At 66.4% G+C, this 25,468-nt stretch carries 19 protein-coding genes; 13 read left to right on the top strand and 6 right to left on the bottom strand.

The genetic code is table 11. The features are described from left to right. Window positions 1-8: 8 nt before the first annotated feature. On the top strand, window positions 9-854 hold the full coding sequence (locus NW198_RS04185) for a DegV family protein (RefSeq protein WP_258340127.1): 846 nt from the start codon (window positions 9-11) through the stop codon (window positions 852-854). A 127-nt stretch (window positions 855-981) separates the two neighbouring features. On the opposite strand, the gene NW198_RS04180 is transcribed toward NW198_RS04185, so the two are convergent. Beyond that, entirely contained in the window at window positions 982-1,527 is a 546-nt protein-coding gene (locus NW198_RS04180; RefSeq protein WP_258340126.1) for a TetR/AcrR family transcriptional regulator, read from the bottom strand. A 146-nt stretch (window positions 1,528-1,673) separates the two neighbouring features. Between NW198_RS04180 and NW198_RS04175 the strand changes: the two genes are divergently transcribed. The 3 genes from NW198_RS04175 to NW198_RS04165 all read left to right on the top strand — a co-directional run bounded on the left by NW198_RS04175 (window position 1,674) and on the right by NW198_RS04165 (window position 7,271). Continuing rightward, window positions 1,674-2,375, top strand: a complete 702-nt coding sequence (locus NW198_RS04175) for an ABC transporter ATP-binding protein (protein WP_087314814.1) — start codon at window positions 1,674-1,676, stop codon at window positions 2,373-2,375. 2 nt (window positions 2,376-2,377) lie between these two features. After that, the gene (locus NW198_RS04170) at window positions 2,378-6,478 is read left to right on the top strand and encodes an FtsX-like permease family protein (RefSeq protein WP_258340188.1); all 4,101 of its coding nucleotides are present in this window, start codon (window positions 2,378-2,380) and stop codon (window positions 6,476-6,478) included. 223 nt (window positions 6,479-6,701) lie between these two features. Further along, a complete protein-coding gene (locus NW198_RS04165) occupies window positions 6,702-7,271 on the top strand; it encodes a manganese efflux pump MntP family protein (protein ID WP_087314810.1) in 570 nt (189 codons plus the stop codon). A 132-nt stretch (window positions 7,272-7,403) separates the two neighbouring features. On the opposite strand, the gene yihA is transcribed toward NW198_RS04165, so the two are convergent. Continuing rightward, the gene (yihA, locus tag NW198_RS04160; RefSeq protein ID WP_258340125.1) at window positions 7,404-7,994 is read right to left on the bottom strand and encodes a ribosome biogenesis GTP-binding protein YihA/YsxC; all 591 of its coding nucleotides are present in this window, start codon (window positions 7,992-7,994) and stop codon (window positions 7,404-7,406) included. 84 nt (window positions 7,995-8,078) lie between these two features. On the opposite strand from yihA, the gene NW198_RS04155 reads away from it, so the two are divergent. Further along, window positions 8,079-8,891: a fructosamine kinase family protein gene (locus tag NW198_RS04155; RefSeq protein WP_087314806.1), complete on the top strand. Its 813-nt coding sequence runs from the start codon at window positions 8,079-8,081 to the stop codon at window positions 8,889-8,891. Window positions 8,892-9,023: 132 nt separating this feature from the next. Here NW198_RS04155 and NW198_RS04150 read toward each other — a convergent pair whose 3' ends face one another. Beyond that, on the bottom strand, window positions 9,024-10,274 hold the full coding sequence (locus NW198_RS04150) for a helix-turn-helix domain-containing protein (protein WP_258340124.1): 1,251 nt from the start codon (window positions 10,272-10,274) through the stop codon (window positions 9,024-9,026). 166 nt (window positions 10,275-10,440) lie between these two features. After that, window positions 10,441-12,570: an ATP-binding domain-containing protein gene (locus NW198_RS04145; protein WP_258340123.1), complete on the bottom strand. Its 2,130-nt coding sequence runs from the start codon at window positions 12,568-12,570 to the stop codon at window positions 10,441-10,443. Window positions 12,571-12,701: 131 nt separating this feature from the next. Here NW198_RS04145 and eda point away from each other — a divergent pair, with 131 nt between their 5' ends. The 3 genes from eda to NW198_RS04130 all read left to right on the top strand — a co-directional run bounded on the left by eda (window position 12,702) and on the right by NW198_RS04130 (window position 15,908). Beyond that, window positions 12,702-13,349 (top strand): bifunctional 4-hydroxy-2-oxoglutarate aldolase/2-dehydro-3-deoxy-phosphogluconate aldolase, encoded by a 648-nt coding sequence (gene eda, locus NW198_RS04140; RefSeq protein ID WP_258340122.1) that lies wholly within the window; start codon window positions 12,702-12,704, stop codon window positions 13,347-13,349. Window positions 13,350-13,530: 181 nt separating this feature from the next. Continuing rightward, the gene (locus NW198_RS04135; RefSeq protein ID WP_258340121.1) at window positions 13,531-14,532 is read left to right on the top strand and encodes a DUF362 domain-containing protein; all 1,002 of its coding nucleotides are present in this window, start codon (window positions 13,531-13,533) and stop codon (window positions 14,530-14,532) included. A gap of 485 nt (window positions 14,533-15,017) precedes the next feature. Further along, window positions 15,018-15,908, top strand: coding sequence for a hypothetical protein (locus NW198_RS04130; protein ID WP_258340120.1), 891 nt, complete (start codon window positions 15,018-15,020; stop codon window positions 15,906-15,908). 189 nt (window positions 15,909-16,097) lie between these two features. Here the strand turns inward: NW198_RS04130 and NW198_RS04125 are convergent, their stop codons facing one another. Then, window positions 16,098-18,686: an RNA helicase gene (locus tag NW198_RS04125; RefSeq protein ID WP_258340119.1), complete on the bottom strand. Its 2,589-nt coding sequence runs from the start codon at window positions 18,684-18,686 to the stop codon at window positions 16,098-16,100. Between the two features lie 85 nt (window positions 18,687-18,771). Here NW198_RS04125 and NW198_RS04120 point away from each other — a divergent pair, with 85 nt between their 5' ends. Next, window positions 18,772-19,287, top strand: coding sequence for a nitroreductase family protein (locus tag NW198_RS04120; protein WP_258340118.1), 516 nt, complete (start codon window positions 18,772-18,774; stop codon window positions 19,285-19,287). A gap of 242 nt (window positions 19,288-19,529) precedes the next feature. Then, window positions 19,530-20,846, top strand: a complete 1,317-nt coding sequence (locus NW198_RS04115; protein WP_258340117.1) for a polysaccharide deacetylase family protein — start codon at window positions 19,530-19,532, stop codon at window positions 20,844-20,846. 88 nt (window positions 20,847-20,934) lie between these two features. Here the strand turns inward: NW198_RS04115 and pyrE are convergent, their stop codons facing one another. Beyond that, window positions 20,935-21,597: an orotate phosphoribosyltransferase gene (gene pyrE, locus NW198_RS04110; RefSeq protein ID WP_258340116.1), complete on the bottom strand. Its 663-nt coding sequence runs from the start codon at window positions 21,595-21,597 to the stop codon at window positions 20,935-20,937. A 299-nt stretch (window positions 21,598-21,896) separates the two neighbouring features. Here pyrE and asnS point away from each other — a divergent pair, with 299 nt between their 5' ends. From asnS to NW198_RS04095, 3 genes are all read left to right on the top strand, one after another. Then, window positions 21,897-23,300: an asparagine--tRNA ligase gene (asnS, locus tag NW198_RS04105; protein WP_258340115.1), complete on the top strand. Its 1,404-nt coding sequence runs from the start codon at window positions 21,897-21,899 to the stop codon at window positions 23,298-23,300. A 111-nt stretch (window positions 23,301-23,411) separates the two neighbouring features. Beyond that, window positions 23,412-23,900: a MurR/RpiR family transcriptional regulator gene (locus tag NW198_RS04100; protein ID WP_258340114.1), complete on the top strand. Its 489-nt coding sequence runs from the start codon at window positions 23,412-23,414 to the stop codon at window positions 23,898-23,900. A gap of 111 nt (window positions 23,901-24,011) precedes the next feature. Then, on the top strand, window positions 24,012-25,442 hold the full coding sequence (locus NW198_RS04095; RefSeq protein ID WP_258340113.1) for a 6-phospho-beta-glucosidase: 1,431 nt from the start codon (window positions 24,012-24,014) through the stop codon (window positions 25,440-25,442). The last annotated feature ends 26 nt before the right edge of the window (window positions 25,443-25,468 follow it).

Raw genomic sequence — 25,468 nt, 5'->3', positions numbered from 1 at the left:
GAAGCGCCATGTCCGTCCGCATCATCACCGACTCCGGGATCGACCTCCCGGGCGAGCTCGACTCCCGCCTCACGGTGCTCCCCCTGGGCATCACCTTTGGCGAGACCACGTACGCAGACGGCGTCGACCTCACCAACGAACGCTTCTACGAGCTGCTCATCGAGAGCGACGAGCTGCCCAAAACGAGCCAGGCCACCCCGTATGCCTACCAGCAGGCCTTCGAGCGGGTGCGTGCTGCGGGCGAGGAGGCCGTGGTGATCACGCTCTCCTCCAAGCTCTCCGGCACTTATCAGAGCGCCGTCACCGCCGCTGCGGACTATCCCGAGGTTCACGTGGTCGACGGCAAGAACGTCACCATCGGCCAGAGCCTTCTCGTGCTCTATGCGCTGCGCCTCGTCGACGAGGGCCTGGGCGCCGTCGAGGTTGCGGAGAAGGTTGAGGCGGTCGTGGACCGCGTCTGCCTGCTCGCGTTGCTCGACACGCTCGAGTACCTCAAGCGCGGCGGCCGCATCCCCAAGAGCGTGGGCGCCATCGGTGAGCTGCTCTCCATCAAGCCCGTCGTGGGCGTCGAGGACGGCGAGGTCGTGATGCTGGGCAAGGCGCGCGGCTCCAAGAACGGGCGCAACCAGCTCCACCAGCAGGTCGAGAAGCACGGCATCGACTTCACGATGCCGGTGCTGCTGGGCTACACGGGCCTCTCCCAGAAGCTGTTGAAGAAGTACCTGGACGACAACCGCGCCATCTGGGAGGGCAAGGTGGCCGAGGAGGACCTGCCCATCACCTCGGTGGGCGCCACCATCGGCACGCATGTGGGGCCGGGCGCCATCGCGCTCGCGTTCTTTGCCAAGAACTAGCCGGTTTTCGTTCTTCCTAGTGGGACAGACGCCTCCGGGATGTCTGTCCCACTCATGCGCGTAGGGGACTGTCCCCAACGCGCATGTCCCCGGCTCGCGGGGGCGGTCGGCGGCTGGCGGGCGGACCCTATAGTACGACGTTGACGATGACGCCGATGAGCTGCTCTATGGGCATGGGGTCCTCCTCGGCGGTCCAGGTGCGGATCGTGGCCACGATGCCGGAGAGGTAGAACTCGCGCACGATATGCTCCGCCTGCTGGCCGAGAGGCTCCTCGGGAAGGAAGAAGCGGTCGATGAGCGGGCTCAGGATGCCCTTGAGCCGCTGGGTGAACGCCGGGTCACCGTGCGGGCCCAGCAGGACGCGCGTGTAGTCGCGCGAGCGCTGGGCCAGACGCAGGATGAGCCCCATGTGCTGGGAGAAGTCGAGGCGGTCGCCCTTGAGCAGGCGCTCGTTCACCAGGCGCTCAATGACGCCGAGCACCTGGTCCTCAATCTCTGCCAGCAGCTCGTAGACGTCGTGGTAGTAGAGGTAGAAGGTCGCGCGGTTGTAGCCGGCGCGGTCGGTGATCTCACGGACCGAGATCTTCTCCACGGGCCTCTCGGCGTAGAGCTTCCAGAACGCCTGACGGAGATTGGCCCTTGTCTGCTCCGTGACCTGCGGCTGCTTTCTCATGGCGCCCTCCATCTCTGGAAATGCGGAACGGGAGCGGTCCCTTTTCCACGACACTTGCGCGCCGCGTGTCGAGCGGTGGTTCTTATCTCCCGCCAACCCCAGTATACTTCGATTAGACAACACGCTGTCGAGCAATCGGAGCCGGCATGGCCTACATAGACTTCCTAGACGTCGTGCGGACCTACGGAGAGGGTTCCGCCAAGATAAACGCCCTCGACGGTGCGAGCTTCACCGTCGAGCAGGGCGAGCTCGCCGTCATCCTGGGCGCCTCGGGCGCGGGCAAGACCACGGCTCTCAACATCCTGGGCGGCATGGACAGCGCCACCTCGGGCACCGTTCGCGTGGACGGCCGCGACCTTTCCGGTGCGAGCGAGAACGACCTCGTGCTGTACCGCCGCGCTGACGTGGGCTTTGTCTTCCAGTTCTACAACCTCGTGCCCAACCTCACCGCGCTCGAGAACGTGGAGCTTGCGACGCAGATCTGCCCCGACTCGCTCGACCCCGCGGAGACGCTTACGAAGGTGGGCCTGGCCGAGCGCCTGAGCAACTTCCCCGCGCAGCTCTCCGGCGGCGAGCAGCAGCGCGTCTCCATCGCGCGCGCCATGGCCAAGAACCCCAAGCTGCTTCTGTGCGACGAGCCCACCGGCGCGCTCGACTACCAGACGGGCAAGCAGATCCTGCAGCTCCTGCAGGACATGTGCCGCAACGAGGGCATAACCGTCATCATCGTCACGCACAACGCGGCGCTCGCGGACATGGCGGACCGTCTCATCCGCTTCAAGAGCGGACGCGTGACGAGCATGACGACCAACGACGATCCCACGCCTATCGCCGAGATCGAGTGGTAACCATGTCGTCGGCCGCGTCACAGAGCGCCTTCACGCGCGACATCCTGCGCACGGTTCGCGGGAGCCTCAAGCGCTTCGTGGCGCTCGCCGCGATCACGGCGCTCGGCGTGACGATGCTCACGGGCCTGCGCGCCTCCTGCGTGGACCTGCGCAACTCGGCCGACGCGTTCTTTGACGAGCAGAGCCTCTTCGACGTGCGTGTGCAGTCCACCCTCGGCCTCACGGACGAGGACGTGGAGGCGCTCGCCGCGCTCGAGGGCGTGGAGGCCGCCGAGGGCGGCTACGTGGAGACGGCCTACACGACGGTGGGCTCGGTCTCCGAGAAGGTCGACGTCAAGGCGCTCTCGCCCTCCGGCATGAACGAGCCGCTCGTGCTCGAGGGGCGCCTGCCCGAGAGCGAGGACGAGATCGCCGTCACGCAGCGCTACCTCAAGGACTCCGGCCTTACCATCGGCGACACGGTGACCTTCCACGGCGCCGATGACGACGAGGACGCCGCGGCGGGCGAGAAGGGCGAGGGACTCGACGCGCTCGACTCCGGCTCGACGGAGGTCTTCGAGCGCCGCGACTATACGATCGTGGGGTCGGTGCTCGACCCGATGGACGTCAACGCCGGCGAGGGGACGATGTCGTTCCGCTCGAGCGGCGGGTCGCAGTACTCGTTCTTCGTGACGCCCGAATGCGCGACGGCCGAGGCGTACACGGTGGCCTATCTCATCGTCGAGGGCGCGAGCGAGCCGCTGTGCTACTCCGACGAGTACGACCAGATCGTCGACGCCGTGAAGCAGCGCGTCGAGGACGCGCGCGGCGAGCGCGAGCGGGTGCGCGGGGAGGGCATCCGCGCGGACGCCACCGAGGAGGTCGACGAGGCGGAGGCCGAGGCGCTCGAGGAGCTCGCGGATGCCGAACAGGAGATCGCCGACGGCCAGGCGGAGCTCGACGACGGACGCGCCGAGGTGGCCGACGGTCAGGCAGAGCTTGACGAGCAGCGCGCCGACGCGCTGGGCCAGCTCGACGACGCCCAGGCGGAGATTGACGACGGGCGCGCGCGGCTCGAGGACGGAGCCGCTCAGCTCGCCGATGGAAAGGCCGAGCTCGCCGCCGGCATCGAGGAGTACAACGCGGCGCTCCCAGGCGCCGAGCAGCAGCTGAGGGACGGTCAGGCGCAGCTCGACGCAGCGCGCGACGAGTTCTACGCCACGACGATCGCGGAGCTCGAGGCGCAGCGCGCCGAGGTCGAGGCGACCGTGGACAGCCTGACGCAGACCATAGCGACCCTCGACGGCAGCGTCACCCAGATGGCCGACGGGCTCGACGCGATGGCGGGCTCGCTGCCCGAGGCCGGCGAGGCGCTCTCGGGCGTCGCGGCGCAGGTGCGCGGGGCCTGGGAGCAGGTGCAGACAGCGGACGAGAGCAGCGCTGAGACGGTGGTCAGCGCGTTTGCGGGCGCGATGGGCCAGGCGGCCTCCGCGCTGACGCCCGTCTCGGAGTCCCTGGGGCAGATGTCCGGTCAGCTCCAGGCACAGGCCGAGGAGCTCACGGGCCAGATCGCGACCATCGACGCCGCGCTCGAAGAGCTCGACGCGGGCATTGGGCAGACCCAGGCGGCGCTCGACGCCATTGACGCGCAGATAGCGGCGCTCGAGCAGGGCGAGACGGGCGAGCCGGAAGCTCCCGGCGAGACGGGTGGCGCGGAGGAGCCCGAGGAGGCGTCCGGCGCGGAGGGGTCCGAGGTGGGCGCGGCAGCCGAGGCGGCAGCGCCGCAGAGGAGCCCGGAGCTCGAGGCGCTTCTCGCCCAGCGCGAGCAGCTGCAGGCCACGCTCACCGGCCTCACGGCGCAGCGCGCGGAGCTCCAGGCCTCCCGAGACGCCGCGCAGCAGGGCGTCGAGACCATCCAGGGGCAGCTTGCGAGCCTCGAGAGCTCGCAGGCGGGCCTCCAGCAGATCATCGCTCTGGGCTCTGCCGACCCCGCGAGCGAACAGAGCGCCGCCGCGCTGGCAGGCGGCCGCGTCCAGGCCGCGGCGGGCCTCGCTCAGGCAAACGACGGTCTCGCGCAGCTTGACGCCGGCATCGAGCAGGCAAAGACCACTGCCGAGACGGAGTTTTCCAAGCAGCAGGCCATCATCGACGAGGGTTGGCAGGACCTGCGCGACGCCTATGACCAGCTTGTCTCCGCTCAGGCCACGCTCGAGCAGAGCGAGCGCGAGCTTGCGGACGGCTGGGCGGAGCTCGAGGAGGGCCAGGCAGAGCTCGACCGCCAGCGGGCCGAGGCCCTGGAGCAGCTCGCGGACGCGCAGCAGCAGCTCGACGATGCCCTGGCAGAGATCGCCGACGGCCAGGCTGAGCTCGACGACGCCCGCGCCACCTTCGAGTCCGAGCACGACGACGCCCTCGCCGAGATCGCCGACGCGCGCGCCGAGATCGAGGACCTGCCTGACGCCACGTGGTACGTCCAGGACCGTTCGAGCCTCTCGAGCTACGCGAGCGTGGACTCCGACGCCTCCTCGATCGAGGCCATCGGCACCGTGATTCCCGTCGTGTTCTTTGTGGTGGCGGTGCTCATCAGCCTCACCACCATGACGCGCATGGTCGAGGAGGAGCGCGGGCTCATCGGCGTCTACAAGGCGCTCGGGTACTCGCGCGGCCGCATCCTCTCCAAGTACGCGCTCTACGCGCTGGCGGCCTGTGTCGTGGGAGCGATCGTGGGCAACGTGCTCGGCTTCGTCGTGCTGCCCGCCATCATCTTCACGATCTTCTCGACCATGTATGCGCTGCCGGGCTTCATGTACGGCTTTGACGTGGCGAGCTCTGCCGTGGCCTTCGCTCTCTTTGCGCTGGGCATCGTGGGCGCGACGGTTCTCACCTGCCGCCAGGAGCTCAAGGAGTCCCCGGCAGAGCTCATGCGGCCCAAGGCGCCGCGCGCGGGCTCGCGCATCCTGCTCGAGCGCATCGCGCCCGTCTGGAACAGGTTCAGCTTCCTCAACAAGGTCACGGCGCGCAACCTCTTCCGCTACAAGCGGCGCTTCCTTATGACGACCTTTGGCATCGCGGGGTGCGTTGCGCTGCTCATCACGGGCTTTGGCATCCGCGACACGGTGCTCTCGCTCTCGCCTCGCCAGTACGGCGACGCGGGCGTGACCCGCTACGACCTCATGGCTGTGAGCTCCGCTGACGACCTCGACGAGGTGGTGGCCGACCTCGAGGCCGACCCCGAGGTCGAGGACCTCATTCGCGTCTACATCGACAGCCTCACGGTGAGCTACGGCGACGACAAGGAGACCGTGCAGCTCGTGGTGATGTCCGAGGCCGCCGACCTCGCGGGCTACGCGCAGCTCGAGGACGAGGGCGGCCGCGAGCTTGCGCTCACGGACGGCGGCGCGGTCATCACCAAGAACGCCGAGCAGGTCATGGGCTTTGCGGTGGGCGACGAGCTGGCGCTGCAGGACTCCACGCTCGCCGAGGGGGCCGTGCGGGTGGATGGCATCGCGCTCAACTACCTGAGCAACACGATCTTCATGACCGCGGACGCCTACGAGGACGCATTTGGCGAGAAGTGCGAGATGAACGGCGTGCTCGCCCATCTTGCGGGCGCGAGCGAGGAGCAGATCGAGCTCTCCGAGCGCCTCACGCAGGACGACCGCCTGCTTTCGGTGGTCTCCACGGCCAAGCTCGTGCGCGACTTCTCGAGCGCCTTCACGCTCATCAACACCGTGGTCTACGTGGTCATCGTGCTTGCCGCCGCCCTTGCGTTCACCGTGGTCTTCACGCTCTCCAACACCAACATCTCCGAGCGCGAGCGCGAGCTCGCGACGCTCAAGGTCCTGGGCTTCAAGCGACCCGAGGTGCACAGCTACATCAACAAGGAGACGCTCATCCTCACGGGCATCGGCGTGGTGCTCGGCATGCCGCTCGGCTATGCCCTCGCGCGCTCGCTCACCTGGATCCTGCGGATGCCGTCGCTTTACTTCGACGTGGTGGTGGACCCGCTCACGTACGCGATCTCCGCGGTGCTGGCGTTCGTGTTCACGGTGGCCGTGAACCTCATCACCAATCGCTCGCTCGACCGCATCGACATGGTCGGCGCCCTCAAGTCCGCAGAGTAGGCAATGCGCGTGCCGTCCCGCCGCGCCCGCTCCGCCGCGGCCCTGCGCGGCGCCCCTGTGCTATGATGGCCGTCCACGAGGGAGTAGTGGCACGCCCTAGGGCGTGCGGCACGTCAACATGCTGGCGGAAAACGCCTGGCGCGCCTTAATCAACGAGACTCGCGACGAGGGGGAGGGCCCTTGTCGCGAGTCTTTTTGTTTGACGCCAAGGAGAGGGGACGTCATGGGAATCGTCGAGCTGGTGCTCATCGCCGTGGGGCTGTCGATGGATGCGTTTGCGGTCTCGATCTGCCGCGGCCTGGGGATGCGGAAGCTCAACCTGCGCACGGCCGCGGTGCTGGCGCTTTTCTTCGGGGGCTTCCAGGCGCTCATGCCGCTCATGGGCTGGGCGCTGGGCACGCAGTTCATGTGGCTGATCGAGCCGGTCGACCACTGGGTGGCCTTTGTCCTTCTCGCCTTCATCGGCGGAAAGATGCTCTGGGAGGCCTTCCACGAGGAGGACGAATGCGGGTGCGAGGACACGAGCGGCATCGACCTGCGCGAGTTTCTCGTGCTGGCGGTGGCGACGTCGATCGACGCCCTGGCGGCGGGCATCTCGTTCGCGGCGCTCAACGTGGACATCGTGGCGTCGGTTTCGCTCATCGGCGTCATCACGTTCTGCCTCTCGTTTGCGGGCGTGGCGGTGGGGCACTTCTTTGGCGCGCGCTACGAGAAGCCCGCGAGCGTCGTGGGCGGCGTCGTGCTGATCCTCATCGGCCTCAAGGTCCTGCTCGAGCACCTCGGCGTTCTGTGAGCTCGGGGCGGGCTTTCTGCTGATTGGGGATGCAAATTGGGGACGTGTTATTTCGTGCAGACGTTGTTTCGTCTGCACGAAATAACACGTCCCCAATTTGCATCCCCAATCAGCAGAAAGCCCGCCCCGAGCTCACAGGCAGGCGTCGGCGATGCGGCGACGGAGCTCGTCGATGCCCTGACCGGTCTCGGACGAGGTGATCACGACCTGCTCGCGGTCGATGCCGAGCTGCTTGGCAATGGTCGCGGCCTGCTGCATCTGCTTCGAGCGACCGAGCTTGTCGGCCTTGGTGAGCGCCACCACGAAGGGCAGCTCGCTCTCGCGCAGGAACCCGACCATCTCGTGGTCGAGCTTCTGGGCGTCGTGGCGGATGTCGACGAGCGCAATCACGAGGTTGAAGCTGCGCTCCTGCGCAAAGTAGCCGGAGATGAGGTTGGCCCAACGCTGCTTCTCCTTCTGCGACACCTTGGCAAAACCGTAGCCGGGCAGGTCCACGAAGCGGATGCCGTCGACGTCGAAGAAGTTGATGTTGGCCGTCTTGCCGGGCGTGCTCGAGACCTTGACCAGACCCTTGCGATTGAAGAGCTTGTTGAGCAGCGACGACTTGCCCACGTTGGAGCGGCCGGCCACCGCCACCTCGGGCGTGGTGGAGGCGGGAAGCTGTGCCACGGTGCCGTACGACGCCTCGAAGCGCGCGAGCTGATAGTTGATGCTGCCGGCCATGATGGTCCTTTCGGTCGTCTGCTTGGGGCACTATTGTACCCGTGGACCTCAGGAGGCTAGAAAAGCTGCACAAAGGGGGCGGAGATGCAGGAGACGTTCGTGAAGGCCGCTGGGTACGGGGACAACCTTCCGGGTGAGGCGGCGGCGCTGCGCTGGCTTGCGGAGGCCGAGAAGAACGGCGGGGTCCGCGTCGTGCGCGTGCTGAGCGTGAGCGAGGACCAGCTCGTCGAGGAGCGCGTGAGGACCGGGGCGCCCTCGGTCGCGGCGGCTCGGCGCACGGGCGCGGCGCTGGCGCGCATGCATGCCGCGGGCGCGTCGTGGTACGGCTGCGCCCCGGAGGGCTGGACGGGAGAGCCGTGGTGCGGGCGCGCCCGCACGCCTTACGTGGCGCGCGAGGATGCCGCGGCGAGCTGGGGCGCGTTCTTCGCCGAGCATCGCGTCATGAACTACGTGCGCAGCCTTGTCGATAGCGGTGAGTTTGGCCCATCTGAACTGCGGCTCTTTGAGCGGGTGGCCGCGCGGTTGACGGCAGGGGAGTTTGATGCGCCGCAGCCCGAGCTCGTGCGTGCGGCGGGCGTGCCCTGCGCACGCCTTCACGGCGATCTCTGGTCCGGGAACGTGCTCTGGGACGGCAATCGTGCCGCACCGACGGGCAGCGTCCTGATCGACCCCATGGCCTACGGCGGCCATGCTGAGACGGACCTCGCGATGCTCGCGCTCTTTGGGCACCCGCTGCTGGAGGAGGTTCTTCTCGGCTATGACGAGGCCTCGCCACTTGCGGATGGCTGGCGGGAGCGCGTGGGCCTCCACCAGCTGGCGCCGCTGCTTCTGCACTGCGTGCTCTTTGGTGGCTGGTATCTGGACGAGACGGTGGCGATGGCGCGTCGCTACGCATAGGTTGACAATCACGTCAGGTTATATTGTCAACCACACGTGATTGTCAGCCCGTGCGGTTGACAATATAACCTGACGTGATTGTCAACTTGGCGTGATCGTCAACCGCACGGGGACTGTCCCCAATTCACAGGCTCAGGAACGGAGCAGGGCGTCCACGAGCTCGTTGTCCTCGGGATCGGGCGAGCCGAGCGGCAGGCCGCAGGCCTCGAAGAAGTGGCTCCCCGCAAACTGGCGCGCGCGGAAGGTGTCGTGCGCTCCGTCGCTGAGATAGCGTACGCGCGAGAGGCAGTCGGTGGTCGCGCAGTAGAGAACGCCGTGCTTCTCGGCATAGCGGAGATAGGTCTCGTCGTCGGACCAGAGGGTCACGCCTGCCATGTTCTCGAGCTCGTAGGCGACGGCATACTCCTGCCAGGGGATGTCGCGCACGCGCACGTAGCGATCGAGCAAGGTCGCCATGCGCTTCACGCGGCTGAGCGTCGCCGCGGCGTCGATGAGGCGCGCTCTCTCGGCGGGCGGGAAGAGCGCGCGGCGCGTCATCGTGGCAAGTGCCCGGTCGCGCTCCCGCCCCTCGAGCAGGACCGCCGGCACGGAGAGCTTCATCGACTCGTCCGGGAAGAGCTCGATCGCGGAGTGAGGCACCACGGTCTCGTCGCGTGCGGGGATGCGAAAGACGAGGCTGTCGTGGGCGTGCTGGATGCGGCAGTCGAGCCCCTGCTGTCCAAACGCCACGCGCATCGCTGCAGCGGTCTCGTTGGAGCGGTCGCGCGAGAAGGCCTCCTCGGAGTCGCGCCCCATCCTAAAGAGGTAGAGGTTGAAGAGCGGCAGCTCCTTGCGCCGGGCGTCGGGCATGGGGTAGTAGACGGTGCGCTTGCAGAAGGCGCGCACCTCGAGCCGGCGGCGCGTGGCCTTGTCGTAGAGGTCGACGAGCGCGGAGCCCGCGGCGGGACCGGACGTGGAGCCCTCGCGGATCTCCACGATGCCGTCGGCCACGTAGGGCGGGAAGTCCCCCTCGAGGACCTGCACCAGGATGACGCCCTGCTCGGTGTTGGCGGGGTCGGGCAGGAAGCGCGCGACAAAGCGCGGCGCGGGGGAGACGTGGCGCCGGCAGAGCTCGCCGATGACCTGGCTCACGTCGGCCCCGGGACGGGGCACGGGGCACACGTCCTTCTCGGCATCGGAGACGCCTATGACGAGCCAGCCGCCGCGCGAGTTGGCAAACGAGGCCACGATCTTGGGGATCTTGCGGCGGACGCTCGGCGAGAAGGTCTGCTTGAGCTCGAGGGCAAAGCCCTCCTCGAGGTCACGCAGCTGCTCGAGGTCGGCGTAGTCGACCTCGGCGATCGTCTTGGGCGTGCCCTGCTCGCTGCGGAAGGGGCTGAACATGGGACCTCCTCGCCTGCGCCGGTTGTTGCCCTATTGTCTCACGTTCCCTGCGGTCGCCGAGTTGACAGTCACGTCAGGTTATATTGTCACGCGCCTGAGGCGTGACAATATAACCTGACGTGACTGTCAACCTGACGTGACTGTCAGCTCCAGCCGGTAGGTGCCGTTATCGCAGAAGCGGGGTGAGCGGCCCCTGGGCGAGCACGGTCACGCGGTGCATGGCGCGGGAGAGCGCGGTATAGAGGCGCCGGCGCGCGAGAGGGGCGTCAGGGTAGACCTCGGCCTGCGCGTCGGGCACGATGACGTGGTCGAACTCCAGGCCCTTGGCCACGCGCAGCGGCAGCAGGACCACGCCCTCCGCGGGCAGCGCCGCGTGCTTGCCCAGGACCGTCACGGTGTCGCCGAGCTGCTTGGCAAGCCAGCTCACGCGCGCGTCGCTCTCGGCCACGACGGCGGTGAGGCCCTCGCCGGGCTCGGCCACCGCGGCGCGCAGGGCCTCGAGGTACTCCTCGCGGTCGTCGAACGAGCGGATGACGGGCTCCACGCCCGCACGCTGCACCGAGGTGAGCCGCAGCTGCTCGTCCTTCTCGAGAAGCCCGGTGAACAGCGCCGTGATCTCCGGGGAGGAGCGGTAGCTCGTGAGCAGGCGGCACTCGTCAACGCTGCCGTGGGTCTCGCGGAAGATCTCCGCGATGCGGTCGAAGGTGGCCGTTCCCTCGAAGATGGCCTGGTGCTCGTCGCCCAGCAGCAGGAAGTGCGCGCGCGAGAAGTGACGCGCAAGCACCATGAGCTGGGCCTCGGTGTAGTCCTGAACCTCGTCGACCATGACGAAGCGCGCGCTCTTGTCGCCCGTGCCGGTAAAGAGGAGCCGCAGGAACAGCCACTCCGTCGCGGAGAGCGCGTTGGCGCCGAGCATGCGCATGCCGATTCGGTCAAAGCGCAGCCACTCGAGCCGCTCGATGCGCTCGTGCGCGCCCGCGTAGCGAAACTCCACGAGGCGGCGCGCGTACTCGATGGTCTGCGCCTCGTCGTCGGGGGAGATGGTCTCGCCAAAGACCTCGACCTGCTGCTCGATGTCCATCTCGAGCATCTCCTCCTGCAGCTCCTCGCTCTTGGACATCTGCGTGAAGCGCCGCTCGAGGCGGCTGTGCAGCTCGTCCTTCACGAGCGCGGTGAAGCGCGGTCCCACCGGGAACTGAGAGAACTTCTCGACGGCGCCCTGGATCTGCCCCGGCTTGAGCAGCACCTCGTCTCCCTCGCGGATCTCGCGCAGGTCGTCAGCCTCGAGCACGAGGTCGGCGGCTGCGGCCTCGAGGCGGCGCAGCGAGGCCGGGTCGGTGTCGAGGCCCAGGTCGCGCTCGCCGGCCCCCTGCGCCTCCACGAACGCGCGCCAGGTCACGGTCTGCGGGTTGGCCTCGCCCATGGAGGGCAGCACGGTGTCGATGTAGCTCTCGAAGACGGTGTTGGGCGTGAAGAGCCACACCTGGTCCGGGGAGAGCGTCGCGCGCTCGCGGTACAGCAGGAACGCAATGCGCTGCAGCAGCACCGACGTCTTGCCCGACCCCGCGATGCCGTTGACGAGAAGGACGGGCACGTCGTCATGGCGCACGACCTCGTTCTGCTCGTGCTGGATGGTGGCCGTGATGGCCTGGAGCTTCTCGGTGTGACGCTTCTTGAGGGCGCCCAGGAGCAGCGAGTCCTGAATCGCGATCGTGGTGTCGAAGTACATGTTGAGCTGGTCGCGCACGATGTCGAACTGGCGGCGCAGCGTGAGGTTGACCGTGCGGGTCTTGCCGTCCACCTGGTAGGAGGTGGGGCCCATCTCCTGGTTGTAGTAGGTCTCGGCGACGGGGGAGCGCCAGTCCACCACGAGCGGGCGGCTGCGCTCGTCGGTCATGCCCGCGGCGCCGATGTAGACGTCGCGCGGCGGGCGGCCCGGGCGCATCTCGAGCGTGACCTTCGCGAAGTAGGGCTGCATGAGCAGAAGCATCACGCGGCGCAGCTTGTCCACGTTGAAGTCGTGGTACTGATTGTAGGCGTCGATGACGGAGTTGAGCGTCTCGATGGCGGCGAGCGTCTCGATGGTCTCGTCCGCGCCGCCAAAGTCCAGGCGCACCTCCTCGGACATGTCGATGAGGTCCTGCTTGGCGCCGCGGTGGTTGCTCTCGAGGTCCTCGGAGATCTCGTCGCGGATCTGCAGCAGCTTGGCGTAGAGCTCGGAGAGGTGAGCCTGCTCCTGCTGGAAGATGGGGTCGTCTGCGTGGGCGCCCTGAGCGCTCTCGAGGTTCTCGGCCATGCGCCTCCTCCTGCCGCCGCGTGGAATATCGAGTAAATAATGTTACGCCATAGCGCCGATCGGGCACAACGACAAAGGGGTCGCGTGGCGCGCTAGACTCAAGGCAAACACGTTTGGGGGAAGGGATGGCAATGAGCTACATGGACGGCTTTTATCGGCAGGTCGAGAAGATCGGTGTGGTCCCGGTGGTCGTGCTCGACCGCGTGGAGGACGCGCTCCCGGTGGCGGACGTGCTCGTGGAGGGAGGCCTGCCCTCCGCCGAGGTGACCTTTCGCACCGCCTGCGCCGCGGACGCCATCCACGAGATGAGCGAGAAGTGTCCCGAGCTGCTCGTGGGCGCGGGCACGGTGCTCACGCTCGACCAGGCGCGTCGCGCCGTCGACGCCGGGGCTCGCTACATCGTGAGCCCGGGCTACAACATGGAGGTCGTGGACTGGTGCCTTGCGAACGAGGTGCCGGTGCTGCCGGCGGGCGTCACGCCGACGGAGGTCACGGCGCTCGTGAACAAGGGGCTTGCGGTCACCAAGTTCTTCCCGGCCGCCCAGTACGGCGGTCTCGCCACGATCAAGGCCCTGGCCTCGGTCTTTGTGGGACACCGCTTCATGCCCACCGGCGGCGTCTCCGCCGCCAATCTCCGCGAGTATCTGGAGTGTCCCGCGATTCTTGCCTGCGGCGGCACCTGGATGGTCAAGCCCGACCTCATCCGTGCCGGCGCGTTTGACCGTATGCTCGAGCTCACGCGCGAGGCCGCCGCGCTGGTCCGCGAGGTCAGGGGCTAGTACCCGCTGCCACCTCCCTTCGGGGCGGACTCTGCCATGCGCCGCGCCGAACCTCTCTTCTTTCGAGGACGCTCCGTCGATGCCTGCTGACGGGGCGTCCTCATGTTTGCCGAAAAACAAGTGACGATACGTCTCTAAAGTGTATACTACGAGTCACAGGAACTCTAAACAAGGAGGCATCATGGCCGAGAAGAACCCGCAGCCCGGCACCGGCGGCGAGCGCTACGTCCCCTACGAGGAGCGCGGCGGCAACGAGTCGATCGTCTACTTCACGCGCGACCTCTCCGCGGCGGGCCTGCGCCGCGCGTACGAGCAGGTGAGCGGTAACGTCTCCGGCAAGGTGGCCGTCAAGCTCCACACCGGGGAGCAGCACGGGCCCAACATCATCCCGCGCCCGTGGGTGGCGGAGCTCCTGAAGGCCGACCTCCCGGACGCGACCATCGTGGAGACCAACAGCTACTACGCCGGTGACCGCGACACCACCGAGAAGCACCGCGCGACCCTCGAGGTCAACGGCTGGACCTTCGCGCCCGTGGACATCATGGACGAGGACGGTGCTACGCCCTTTCCCGTGGCGGGCGGGAAGTGGTTCGACGAGGTGCACATGGGCTCGCACCTGGCCGACTACGACTCCCTGTTCGTGCTCACGCACTTCAAGGGGCACACGAAGGGCGGCTTTGGCGGCTCGGCCAAGAACATCGGCATCGGCTGCGCCGACGGCAAGATCGGCAAGAAGGAGATTCACACCACGCCCGGCTCCGACGACATGTGGGACATCTCGGACGAGGAGTTCATGGAGCGCATGATGGAGTCGGCCAAGGCCGTGTGCGACCACTTCGGCGAGCGCATCACCTTCGTGAACGTGATGCGCAACATGTCCGTCTCCTGCGACTGCGAGGGCACGGCGGCCGAGCCCGTGGTCACGCCCAACGTGGGCATCCTCGCCTCCACGGACATCCTCGCGATTGACCAGGCCTGCGTCGACCTGGTCTACGCCATGAGGGAGGAGGACCGCCACGCCCTTGTGGAGCGCATGGAGACCCGCCACGGCCTGCGCCAGCTCTCCTACATGAAGGAGCTCGGCATGGGCAACGACCGCTACGTGCTCGTGGACCTCGACAACGGTGGCTCGCGCATCCAGCCGGCTGACGCCGTTGCCCACGTGGTGCCTTTTGAGGGCTAGAAATTAACTTATAACTTTACTACCCATGGGGTGCGCAGGAAGTGGGGCTGTGCGCCCCCACTGTTGTAGGCAGTTTTTTCGGGCAGGGTACTGTAGAGACGCATAATGCGCCGAGAAAGTGCAGGCTGAGGCTTTGCGGTCTGCCTCTGTACTCGGGCTCTTTCAAAAAACTGCCTACAACAGCCGCACGCCCCGAAACGGGCGCCTCTCACCGAAACAATTTCCGCCTCCGCGACGCCTCAGTGAATTGTCCTGACCGATTTAGCTGGGGTAGCAGATTGAGGGAAGCTCCCGTGCAGAGGAGAGGCAGACGGGAAATCGGCGCTGTCATTAGGATGCCTCCTACGAGCCCATCAAGCTGGGAGGTAGACATGCCAATTTGCTTGAGTCATGAGTCTGCGTTGCGCTACTGGCTTACGAAGACGGGGGACGAGTGCATTCCCAACGGTTCTGAGAGAAAGAATCTTGCCTGGGCGAGCGCAAACATGAGTGAGATTAAGGAAGCGCATCTCCCCTTTGGCTACTCCGAGGATGTCCCGCTGCACGTGCTCGTTCCCGATCGCTCCAGCCAGCGCCACCTCAAGAGCGTTGTCACCCATGTGTGGAAGGCGGGCCTCCCCTCGGGATCGCTCTTCGAGCTTTCGGGCACAAACTGCGTCTGTTCTCCCGAGCTCACATATCTGCAGCTCGCGTCAACAAGCGACTTCACTAGGATGGTCGAAATCGGTTGTCATCTGTGTGCGGAGTTCGCAATATCAGATAAGGGGAGAGATTATGCCGGAAAACGAGAGACCCTCACTCTGCCAGAAAGGATGGGGACGTGTCTCGACTCTCTCTCGAAGGTACACGGGCTCGTCGTTGCCCGGAAGGCCCTCCAATATGTAGTCCCCTGCACGGCTTCCCCGATGGAAATCCTGCTGGCGCTCACCTTTGTTCTCCCCCCGGAGCATGGTGGCTGGGCAATGCCGGAAATAGTCGCCAACCAGCGCATCGACGTTGACGAGAGACTTCGTCCTCTCGTAGGGGAAAAGTACTTCAAGGGGGACATCTACTTACCGTCTGTTCGCGGAAACATTGAATACGACAGTTATGAGTACCATACGGGAAAGTATCGCTACGACCATACGCAGGCGCGTAGAAACGTTCTCGAGGCAATGGGGGTCAAGACAGTCTCTGCAACTTGGGGACAGATGAGAACGTTCGAGAAGTTTGAGACGTTCATCTGGATGGTGAGGGAGCGGTTTGGCATTGAGCAGAGGTCCTATACTGCTGACGAGCGCGCCGCTCAGAAAGACCTGTATGCTCGCTTGACCGATCCGGAGGCGCGCCTATTCCGAGGAACAATGCCCGTCAAATTGCCCAAGCTCACGTTGTAGGCAGTTTTTTAGAAGAGGCCCCAGTGGATATCGAAGCGACGATCCTCTTACCTGCGGAAATATTGTTGATGCAAGGCAGGCTATCGGGACCGCTCGAAAAAACTGCCTACAACGCGAGAATGTTCCATCCGAAGCGCACCGACGGGTCGGCGCGGAAAGGGATGCTCCGCACCGACCCGTCGTGATCCGCTACTCGTCGTCCACGAAGCCCACGCGGTAGCTCGAGAACACCACGGCGCCTTCGTCCTGCGTGGCGTCGAGGTCCACGTCGCCCCAGATGCCGAAGTCGCGGTCGTCATCGGAGTCGCGGAAGATCTGGTGCACGCGCCAGACATGGGAGGTCTTCTCGTCCGACTCGTCGATCGTGTAGTACGCGGTCGAGCGCGCGTCACCGTCGAGCACGATCTCCTCGTGCTCCTCGTAGAAACGATCGAGCGCGCGCTGCCACACGGGCGCGCGCCAGCCCCAGTCGGCGTCGAGCTTGCCCAGCTCGTCCACGTTGCCAAACGCCGCCAGCCGCACACGGGCAAAGAGGGCGTTTCGAACGAGCAGCGTGAGGCCGCGGCGGTCGCGCACGACCTCGTCGGCGGCCGGCGGTGCCGCGTCGAGCCCCTCGGCGGAGCTCTCCCCGGCGGCGGCCCATTCGTCCACGAGCGAGGAGTCCACCGTGCGCACCACAAGTCCCAGCCACGCGATGATGTCGTTCAGGCGCTCGTCCCGCTTGTCGAGCGGCACGGTGCGGTCGAGGGCGCGGAACGCCTCGGAGAGGTAGCGCAGCAGCAGGCCCTCGGAGCGCGCGATGCCGTAGCGGCCTACGTACTCCTTGAAGTCGCTCGCCGTCTCCACCATGTCGCGCAGGATGGATTTGGGGGAGAGCGCAAAGTCGCGCGCCCAGGGAACCTTCTCGCAGTACTCGGCAAAGGCGGCGTCGAGCAGCTCCTCGAGCGGCTTGGGCCAGGTGACCTCCTGCAGGCGCTCCATGCGCTCGTCGTACTCGATGCCCTCGGCCTTCATCTCGGACATCGCGCGGTCGCGCGCGGCGCGCTGCTGGGCGCGCAGGATCTGGAACGGGTCCTCGAGCGTGGCCTCTGCCATGGAGATGACGTCGAGCGCGTAGGTCTCCGACTCGGGGTCCAGAAGCTCCAGCGCGGCGAGCAGAAACGGTGACAGCGGCTGGTCGAGGGCAAAGTCGTCCGGCAGGTCCACGGTGGTGGACCAGACGTCGCCCTCGAGGCCCTCCTCGCGCGTGACCACGCCGGCGTCGAGCAGCGTGGCAAAGATCTCGTCGGCGCGCGTGGCAAGTGCGGCCTTCTCCTCGGCCGGCTGCGCGGAGTCCTCGATGAGCTTGTGCACGCGCGCCCAGGCGTCGCCGCCCTGCTCGACCTCGGCGAGCACCATCGAGTGGGTGACCTTCATGCGCGGGCGCAGAGGCTCCGGCACGGCCGCCTCCAGGCGTTCGAAGGTCTGCTTGTTCCAGCCCACAAACCCCTCGGGCGGCTTCTTCGTCTTGATCTTGCGCGCCTTCTTGGGGTCGCCGCCAGCTTTGGCGAGCGCGCGGGCGTTCTCGATGTCGTACTCGGTGGCCTCAGCGATGACGTGGCCCTCGGTGTCAAAGCCGGCGCGTCCGGCGCGGCCCACGATCTGGTGGAACTCGCGCGCGTTGAGGTGGCGCATGCGGCGTCCGTCAAACTTGGAGAGCGCGGTGAGCACCACGGTGTGGATGGGCACGTTGATGCCTACGCCGAGCGTGTCCGTGCCGCAGATGACCGGCAGCAGGCCCTGCTGCGCGAGCTTCTCCACGAGCAGGCGGTAGCGCGGCAGCATGCCCGCGTGGTGCACGCCCACGCCGCAGCCGAGCAGGCGCTGGAGCGTCTTGCCAAAGGTGGTGGTGAAGCGCGTGCCCCTGATCGCCTCCTTGATGGCCTCGCGCTGCTCCTTGGTGGAGACGCCGTAGCTCGCCAGGGACTGCGCGCTCGCCAGCGCCGCGTCCTGCGCGAAGTGCACGATGTAGAGCGGCGCCTCGCCCGCGCGCAGCGCGAGCTCCACCGTGCCCTCCAGGGCCGTGTCCACGAACTCGTAGGAGAGCGGCACGGGGCGCGGTGCGTCCGCGATCGTGTCCACCGTGCGCCCTCCCGTGTGCTCGGAGAGCGCGGCGGCAATGGAGGAGGTGTCGCCCAGCGTGGCGCTCATCAGAAGGAACTGCACGTGGGGGAGGGTGAGCAGCGGCACCTGCCAGGCCCAGCCGCGGTCCGGGTCCGCGTAGAAGTGGAACTCGTCCATGGCCACGCAGCCCACGTCGCACGTCTCGCCCTCGCGGAGGGCCTGATTGGCGAGGATCTCCGCCGTGCAGCAGATGATCGGCGCCTCCGCGTTGATGGCCGCGTCTCCGGTGATCATGCCCACGTTCTCGCGGCCGAAGAGCTCCACGAGGTCAAAGAACTTCTCGCTCACCAGGGCCTTGATGGGGGCGGTGTAGTAGGCCCGTCGGTCGGTGCACACGCTCATGAAGCACATGCCCAGCGCCACCATCGACTTGCCCGAGCCCGTGGGCGTGCCCAAGATCAGGTGGTCGCCGGCGGCCAGGCTGAGAAGCGCCTCCTCCTGGTGGGGCCAGAGCTCGATGCCGCGAGACTCGACCCAGCCCAAAAAGAGGTCGAGCGCCTCCTCGGCGGGGATGTTGGGATAGGTTGACTCGTCCGGCCAGGGGATGAGCCTCCCCAGCGAGCCGGGGGCGTTGGGCCCCTCATCGATGGTCGTGGCTGCGGATGCGTCTGCCATGCGTGCTCCTCCGTTCGCGGGCCTTCCATTCTACCCCGTGCGTCGCGGGTATACTCGACGTGTCCACCAAGAGGAGGGAGTCCCCATGACCGATTTCCTGCAGCTCGCGCACGATCGCTACTCCTGTCGCGCATTCGCCGACCGGCCCGTGGAGGACGAGAAGGTCCAGGCGCTCATCGACGCCGCCGTCGCCGCGCCCACCGCAGTGGACAAGCAGCCGTGGCACCTCTGGGTCGTGGAGAGTCCCGAGGCCGTGGAGCGCCTCTCCGGGCTCACGCGCTTCTCCTTTGGGGCGCGCGTGATCTTGGTGCTGGGGGCCGCTCCCGACGAGGCGTGGGTGCGCAAGTACGACGGACGTAACTTCGCCGACGTGGACGCGTCCATCGTGGGCACCCACATCATGCTGGCCGCGCACGACCTTGGGCTGGGGACCACCTGGGTCGGCCACTTCGACGCGCCCGCGGTGAAAGAGGCCTTCCCCGAGATGGCAGGCTATGACCTGGTGGCGCTCTTCCCGCTCGGCTATCCCGCGGAGGGTGACGAGCCCGCGGCGATGCACTTCAAGCGCCGTCCCGCCGAGGAGCTCGTCTCGCGCCTGTAGGCCTTCGAGTCTTCTGCCAATCGGGGACTCTCTGCTAATTGGGGACAGTCCCCAATTAGCAGCAAGTTGGGGACTGTCCCCAATTAACAGAAGCTCCCAACCGGTGGCGCCCAGATGTCACCCTCGGTTTACATGACGCCAACGTCACGGACGGCGGCGGTCCAAGATGGTAGGCTGTGGGTGGCGCGGGAAATCACACCACACAAGGCACTTCTCGTCCCCGCGCGAACGGACGGAATCACATGAGCGAGAACTACTATCCCCGTCAGCAGCGCGTGGCGCCCCCGCACCTGCGCGCGCAGACTCCCTCCCGTCGTCAGCAACCGGGCCGTCGGCCGCGCCAGCCGCGGCGCTCCTCGCGCGAGAGCCGTCTGGTTGCGGTTCTCGCCCTGCTCGTCATCGCCGCCATCGTGGGGGGCGGCGTCTGGATGTGGCTCAACCGCACCGTGCGCGTGATCGTCAACGGCACGGGCGTGGACGTGAGCGCCAGCGCGACGCTCGAGCAGATCATGGAGGACGAGGGCATCTCCCCCAAGGCGGGCAACCTCGTCTCGGTTGGAGGCAACCTGCTCGAGGAGGGCGGCGGGACCGCGTTCACCGCCACGGTCGACGGCGAGACCCTCGACGAGGGCGCCGCCGCGTCCTTCCGCGCCTCGGGCAACGAGTCGATCACCATCGGTGACGGCACCGACGTCGTCGAGGCCTCCCACGAGGAGGAGCGCGAGGTCCAGCCCCAGCTCGAGCCCGCCGACTCCGTGGGTGCCATCACCTTTGTCTCCCAGTACGGCAAGGTCGGCAGGCAGAAGTTCACGGTCGGGGACGTCTCGGGCGAGACGGTCGCCGGCGAGGTGATCGAGCCCGTCCAAAACGTCAAGCTCGAGAGCATCAACCCGCGCCCGGAGGGCAACCGCAAGGTCGTCGCCATCACCTTCGACGACGGCCCCAGCAGCTACACCCAGCGCTACCTCGACATCCTGAGCGAGCATGGTGCCCGCGCGACGTTTTTCTGCCTGGGCTCGCAGATTCCCGGACGCGAGAATCTCGTGCAGGCCATCAAGGCCCAGGGCTCGCAGGTGTGCTCCCACACGCAAAACCACGAGCAGCTCACGGCAATCGACACGGACACGCTGCGCTCCGAGATCGGCGACGCCTTCTCCGCGATCTCCTCTGCGGGCGGCGGTGACACCACGACGCTGCGCCCGCCGTACGGCTCGCTCGACGCCCAGACATGGGTCAACTCGGGCGGGAACTTCTCGGCGTCCGTGATCTGGAACCTCGACAGCCTCGACTGGGAGCTCCCGGGCGTCGACACGATCGTGAGCAACTGCACCGAGGGCATCTGGAGCGGCGCGATCATCCTCATGCACGACGGTGGCGGCAACCGCGACCAGGACCTCGAGGCCCTGCCCAAGATCTTGGAGAAGCTCCAGAGCCAGGGCTACGAGTTCGTCACGCTCTCTGAGCTCTTTGCGCTCGACAGTCGCATTCCGGCAGACGTCGCGGCGGGCAACGCCCGCATGCCCGAGGACTGCGTCTGGGCGACGAGCCTGGCGGAGTAGCCCTCGACCTGGGACGGATTGAAAGAAAGGGCGGGCCGCCAGCGCAGCTTGCTGGCGGCCCGCCCTCCTCATCTCTTCTCGTCGCGCGCTACTTGACGCCGTACTGCTCGTAGTAGGCGTCGATCGCGGCCTTGAGCTCGGGCGTGATGACGGTGCCGTCGAGCGCCTCGACGACCTCGGCCATGCTCACGATGCTCGCCACGGGGAAGCCGTACTTCTCCTGGATCTCCTGCTGGGCGGTCACGACGCCGCCCTTGCCGACCTCCATGCGGTTGAGGCTCACGATGAGGCCCTTGATCTCAACGTTGGCGGCGCCGGTCACCTTGGGGTAGGTCTCGTCGATGGACTTGCCGGAGGTGGTGACGTCCTCGATCATGACCACGCGGTCGCCGTCGACGAGCTTGGTGCCGAGCAGGCCGCCCTTGTCGGCGCCGTGGTCCTTCTCCTCCTTGCGGTCGGAGCAGTAGCGGACCTCCTTGCCGTAGAGCTCGTGCAGGGCGATGGCCGTGGTCACGGCCAGCGGGATGCCCTTGTAGGCCGGCCCAAAGAGCACGTCGAAGTCCAGGCCAAAGTTATCGTGGATGGCGTGGGCGTAGTACTCGCCCAGGCGCTTGAGCTGGGAGCCCGTGACGTAGGCGCCGGCGTTCATGAAGAAGGGGGACTTGCGCCCGCTCTTGAGCGTGAAGTCACCGAACTTCAGGACGTTGGACTCGACCATGAACTCAATGAACTCGCGCTTGTAGGCTTCCATATGCTCTCCTTCCGGCGGCCGAGCCGCGTCGTATGCGTAACTAGATTCTACTTGTCCGCGGCGCCCGCATCGTCCGAGAGAAGCCACTTCCACGCGGGCACCTGCGCGATGCGACCGGCCTCTGACTCCAAGACTGGTAATCTCACATGACCAATTTCCTCATAATTGGTCACGCAAGATTACCAGTCGGGCGTCACGACGCTCCTTTGCCACGGGCCCTGCAAGCGCCGTCACGCGCGTTGCGCTAGAGTTAGACCGGCATATCGAGAAGAACCTCGTCTCGCAAAAGGAGAACCTCCGTGGAACGCACCCACATCTCTCAGCTCTTTGCCGACATGGACCAGATCGGCGGCACCACCGTCACCGTGGCGGGCTGGGTCCGCTCGGTCCGCGACATGAAGAACTTTGGCTTCGTCATGCTCAACGACGGCTCCTGCTTCAAGGACCTGCAGGTCGTCATGAACCGCGAGAAGCTCGCCAACTATGACGAGATCGCCGCCACGGGCGTGGGCTCGGCCCTCGTGGTCACGGGCACGCTCGCGCTCACGCCGGATCGCCCGCAGCCCTTTGAGCTCCAGGCCGCGACCATCGTGGTGGAGGGCGCCTCCGCGCCGGACTACCCCATGCAGAAGAAGCGCCAGACCCGCGAGTTCCTGCGCACCCAGCAGCACCTGCGCAGCCGTACCAACCTCTTCCGCGCCGTCTTCCGCGTGCGCTCCGTGGCGGCCTTCGCCATCCACCAGTTCTTCCAGGAGCGCGGCTTCGTCTACGTGAACACGCCGATCATCACCACCTCCGACGCCGAGGGCGCGGGCGAGATGTTCCGCGTGACCACGCTCGACCTCGAGAACCCGCCGCGCACCGAGCAGGGCCAGATCGACTGGTCCCAGGACTTCTTCGGTCATGCCGCCAACCTCACCGTCTCCGGCCAGCTCCAGGCCGAGAACTTCGCGCTGGCCTTTGGCGACGTCTACACCTTTGGCCCCACCTTCCGTGCCGAGAACTCCAACACGCGTCGCCATGCGGCCGAGTTCTGGATGGTCGAGCCCGAGATGGCCTTCTGCGACCTTGCCGGGGACATGGCATGCGTCGAGGACATGCTCAAGTACGTGATCAACTACGTGATGGAGCACTGCCCGGACGAGATGGAGTTCTTCAACAAGTTCGTGGACAAGGGCCTGATCGAGCGCCTCACCCACGTGGCCACCTCGGACTTTGCCCACGTCACCTACACCGAGGCCATCCAGATCCTCCAGGATGCCGCCGCCTCCGGCCACGTCTTCGAGTATCCGGTCGACTGGGGCTCTGACCTGCAGACCGAGCACGAGCGCTACCTCACCGAGGAGCATTTCAAGCGCCCGACCTTCGTGACCGACTACCCGGCCGCGATCAAGGCCTTCTACATGCGCCTCAACGACGACGGCAAGACCGTTGCCGCGGTGGACTGCCTCGTGCCGGGCATCGGCGAGATCGTGGGCGGCTCGCAGCGCGAGGAGCGCCTCGACGTGCTCGAGCGCCGCATCGCGGAGCTGGGCATGGAGCCCGAGCAGTACAAGTACTACCTCGACCTGCGTCGCTACGGCGGCTGCCAGCACGCCGGCTTTGGCCTGGGCTTCGAGCGCATGGTCATGTACCTCACCGGCGTCGACAACATCCGCGACGTCATCCCGCACCCGCGCACCGTGGGCAACGCGGACTTCTAGTTCAGCCTGGGGCCGGCCGCGCGCCGGCCCCTTCTGTTCCAAGGACCTTCTCGGCCGAGCCGGGCCTCGGCTATCCTAGTGCCGAGAAGGACGTCGAGCCGAGGGGGTCCCGTGAAGACGCTCGAGACGCTGCGCTCCTCGGAGCGCCTGACGGAAAACGAGCAGGCCATCGCTCGTTACGTGCTCGACCACCCCGAGGAGGTCACCAAGCTCTCGTCTCGCGAGCTCGCCCGCCGCACGCTCACCTCGCCTACGGCGGTGCTGCGCTTCTGCAAGAAGCTCGGATTCGAGAACTACAACGAGTTCAAGGTCAATATCGTCTCCGAGCTCAAGAGCCTCGATTTGGCGAGCACCATGATCGTGCGCGACGAGCCGGCTGTGAACGCCCTCAACAAGCTCGCCGTGCTCGAGGCGCAGGTCATCGAGGAGACCAAGCGCAAGGCCTCGCCCGAGGCGCTCGACGCCATCGCCACGCGCATCGCCATGACGACCTACGTCGACTTCTTTGCTCGCGACGTTAACGCGACCGTCGCGAGCTACGCCTCCCACAACTTCCTTCTCGCCGGTCGCCGACGCATTGTCACGGCGTCGCGCGCCTGATCCCCCTGTCCGCGCATAACGTTGCGCCAATCTTGTCGGACTTATATTTCCGCAGGTAGATAACCACATACCATCCTTGTTGACGAGTGTTTCCAAGACAAGGAGGAGGGTATGCTACAAGCGGGGTTCCTCTGGGGAGGCGCGCTCGCGGCCCATCAGGTCGAGGGCGCCTATCGCGAGGGCGGCAAGGGGCTCTCGGTGGCCGACGTCATGACCGCCGGGGCCAACAGCGTGCCGCGCCGGATCACGGACGGCGTGGTCAAGGGGGAGCGCTATCCCAACCACAACGGCATCGACTTCTACCACACGTTCCGCGACGACGTCGAGCTTTTCGCCGAGATGGGGTTCAAGTGCCTGCGCACCTCCATCGCCTGGGCGCGCATCTTCCCGGAGGGCGACGAGGACAAGCCCAACGAGGAGGGCCTCGCCTTCTATGACGAGCTCTTCGACTGCCTCGTTGCGCATGGCATCGAGCCGGTGGTGACGCTCAGTCACTTTGAGATGCCGCTCGCGCTGGTCGAGAAGTACGGCGGCTGGGAAAGCCGCGCGCTCATCGACCTCTTCGTGCGCTTCGCCCGCATCTGCTTTGAGCGCTATCACGACCGCGTGCGCTACTGGATGACCTTCAACGAGATCAACAACCAGTACAACACCGACAACGACATCTACGGCTGGACCAACTCCGGCGTGCGTTTCTCGCGTTGCGCCGATCCGCGCCGCGCCATGTTCCAGGCGTCGCACTATCAGTTCGTGGCGTCGGAGCGCGCCGTGGCGCTTGCGCATCAGATCGACCCGCGCCTCAAGGTGGGCTGCATGGTCGCCGCGGACGCGATCTACCCGTTTAGCTGTCACCCCGATGACGTTCTTCTCGCCGCCGACGCGATGCACTCCACCTACTACTTCACCGACGTCATGTGCCGTGGCGCCTACCCGCACTATGCGCCTCGCATGTGGGAGGGCCTCTCGGAGCCGCTCGACATCACCGAGGGCGACCGCCAGGACCTCGCCACGGGAACGGTGGACTACATCGGCTTCTCCTACTACATGAGCAACGTGGTCAACCACGTCGCCGCCACGGACATCTCCGAGTCCACTGCCTACTCCGACCCGCATATGGTCGACAACCCCAACCTCGTCGCCAACGCATGGGGCTGGCAGATCGACCCCAAGGGCCTGCGCTACATCCTCAAGGCCTTTGACGAGCGCTACTGCCTGCCGCAGTTCATCGTCGAGAACGGCATCGGAATCGTGGAGGCCCTGAACGAGCATGACACGGTCGACGACCAGGAGCGCATCGACTTCCTGCGCGCGCACATCGAGCAGCTCAAGGCCGCCGTCGAGATCGACGGCGTGGACCTCATCGGCTACACGGTGTGGGGCTGCATCGACCCGGTGAGCTTCACCACGGGCGAGTACGCCAAGCGCTACGGCTTTGTCTATGTGGACAGAAACGATGACGGCACCGGGACGTGCCGGCGCTTCCGCAAGAGGAGCTTCAACTGGTACCGCCACGTCATCGAGACCAACGGGGAAGAGCTCTAGGCCGACCCCGAGAAAGAAGAGAACGC

Origin of the sequence: Thermophilibacter sp. ET337 (genome assembly GCF_024733715.1) — a bacterium.
Lineage (GTDB): Bacteria > Actinomycetota > Coriobacteriia > Coriobacteriales > Atopobiaceae > Thermophilibacter.
This window is presented reverse-complemented; position numbering and strand designations above follow the sequence as displayed.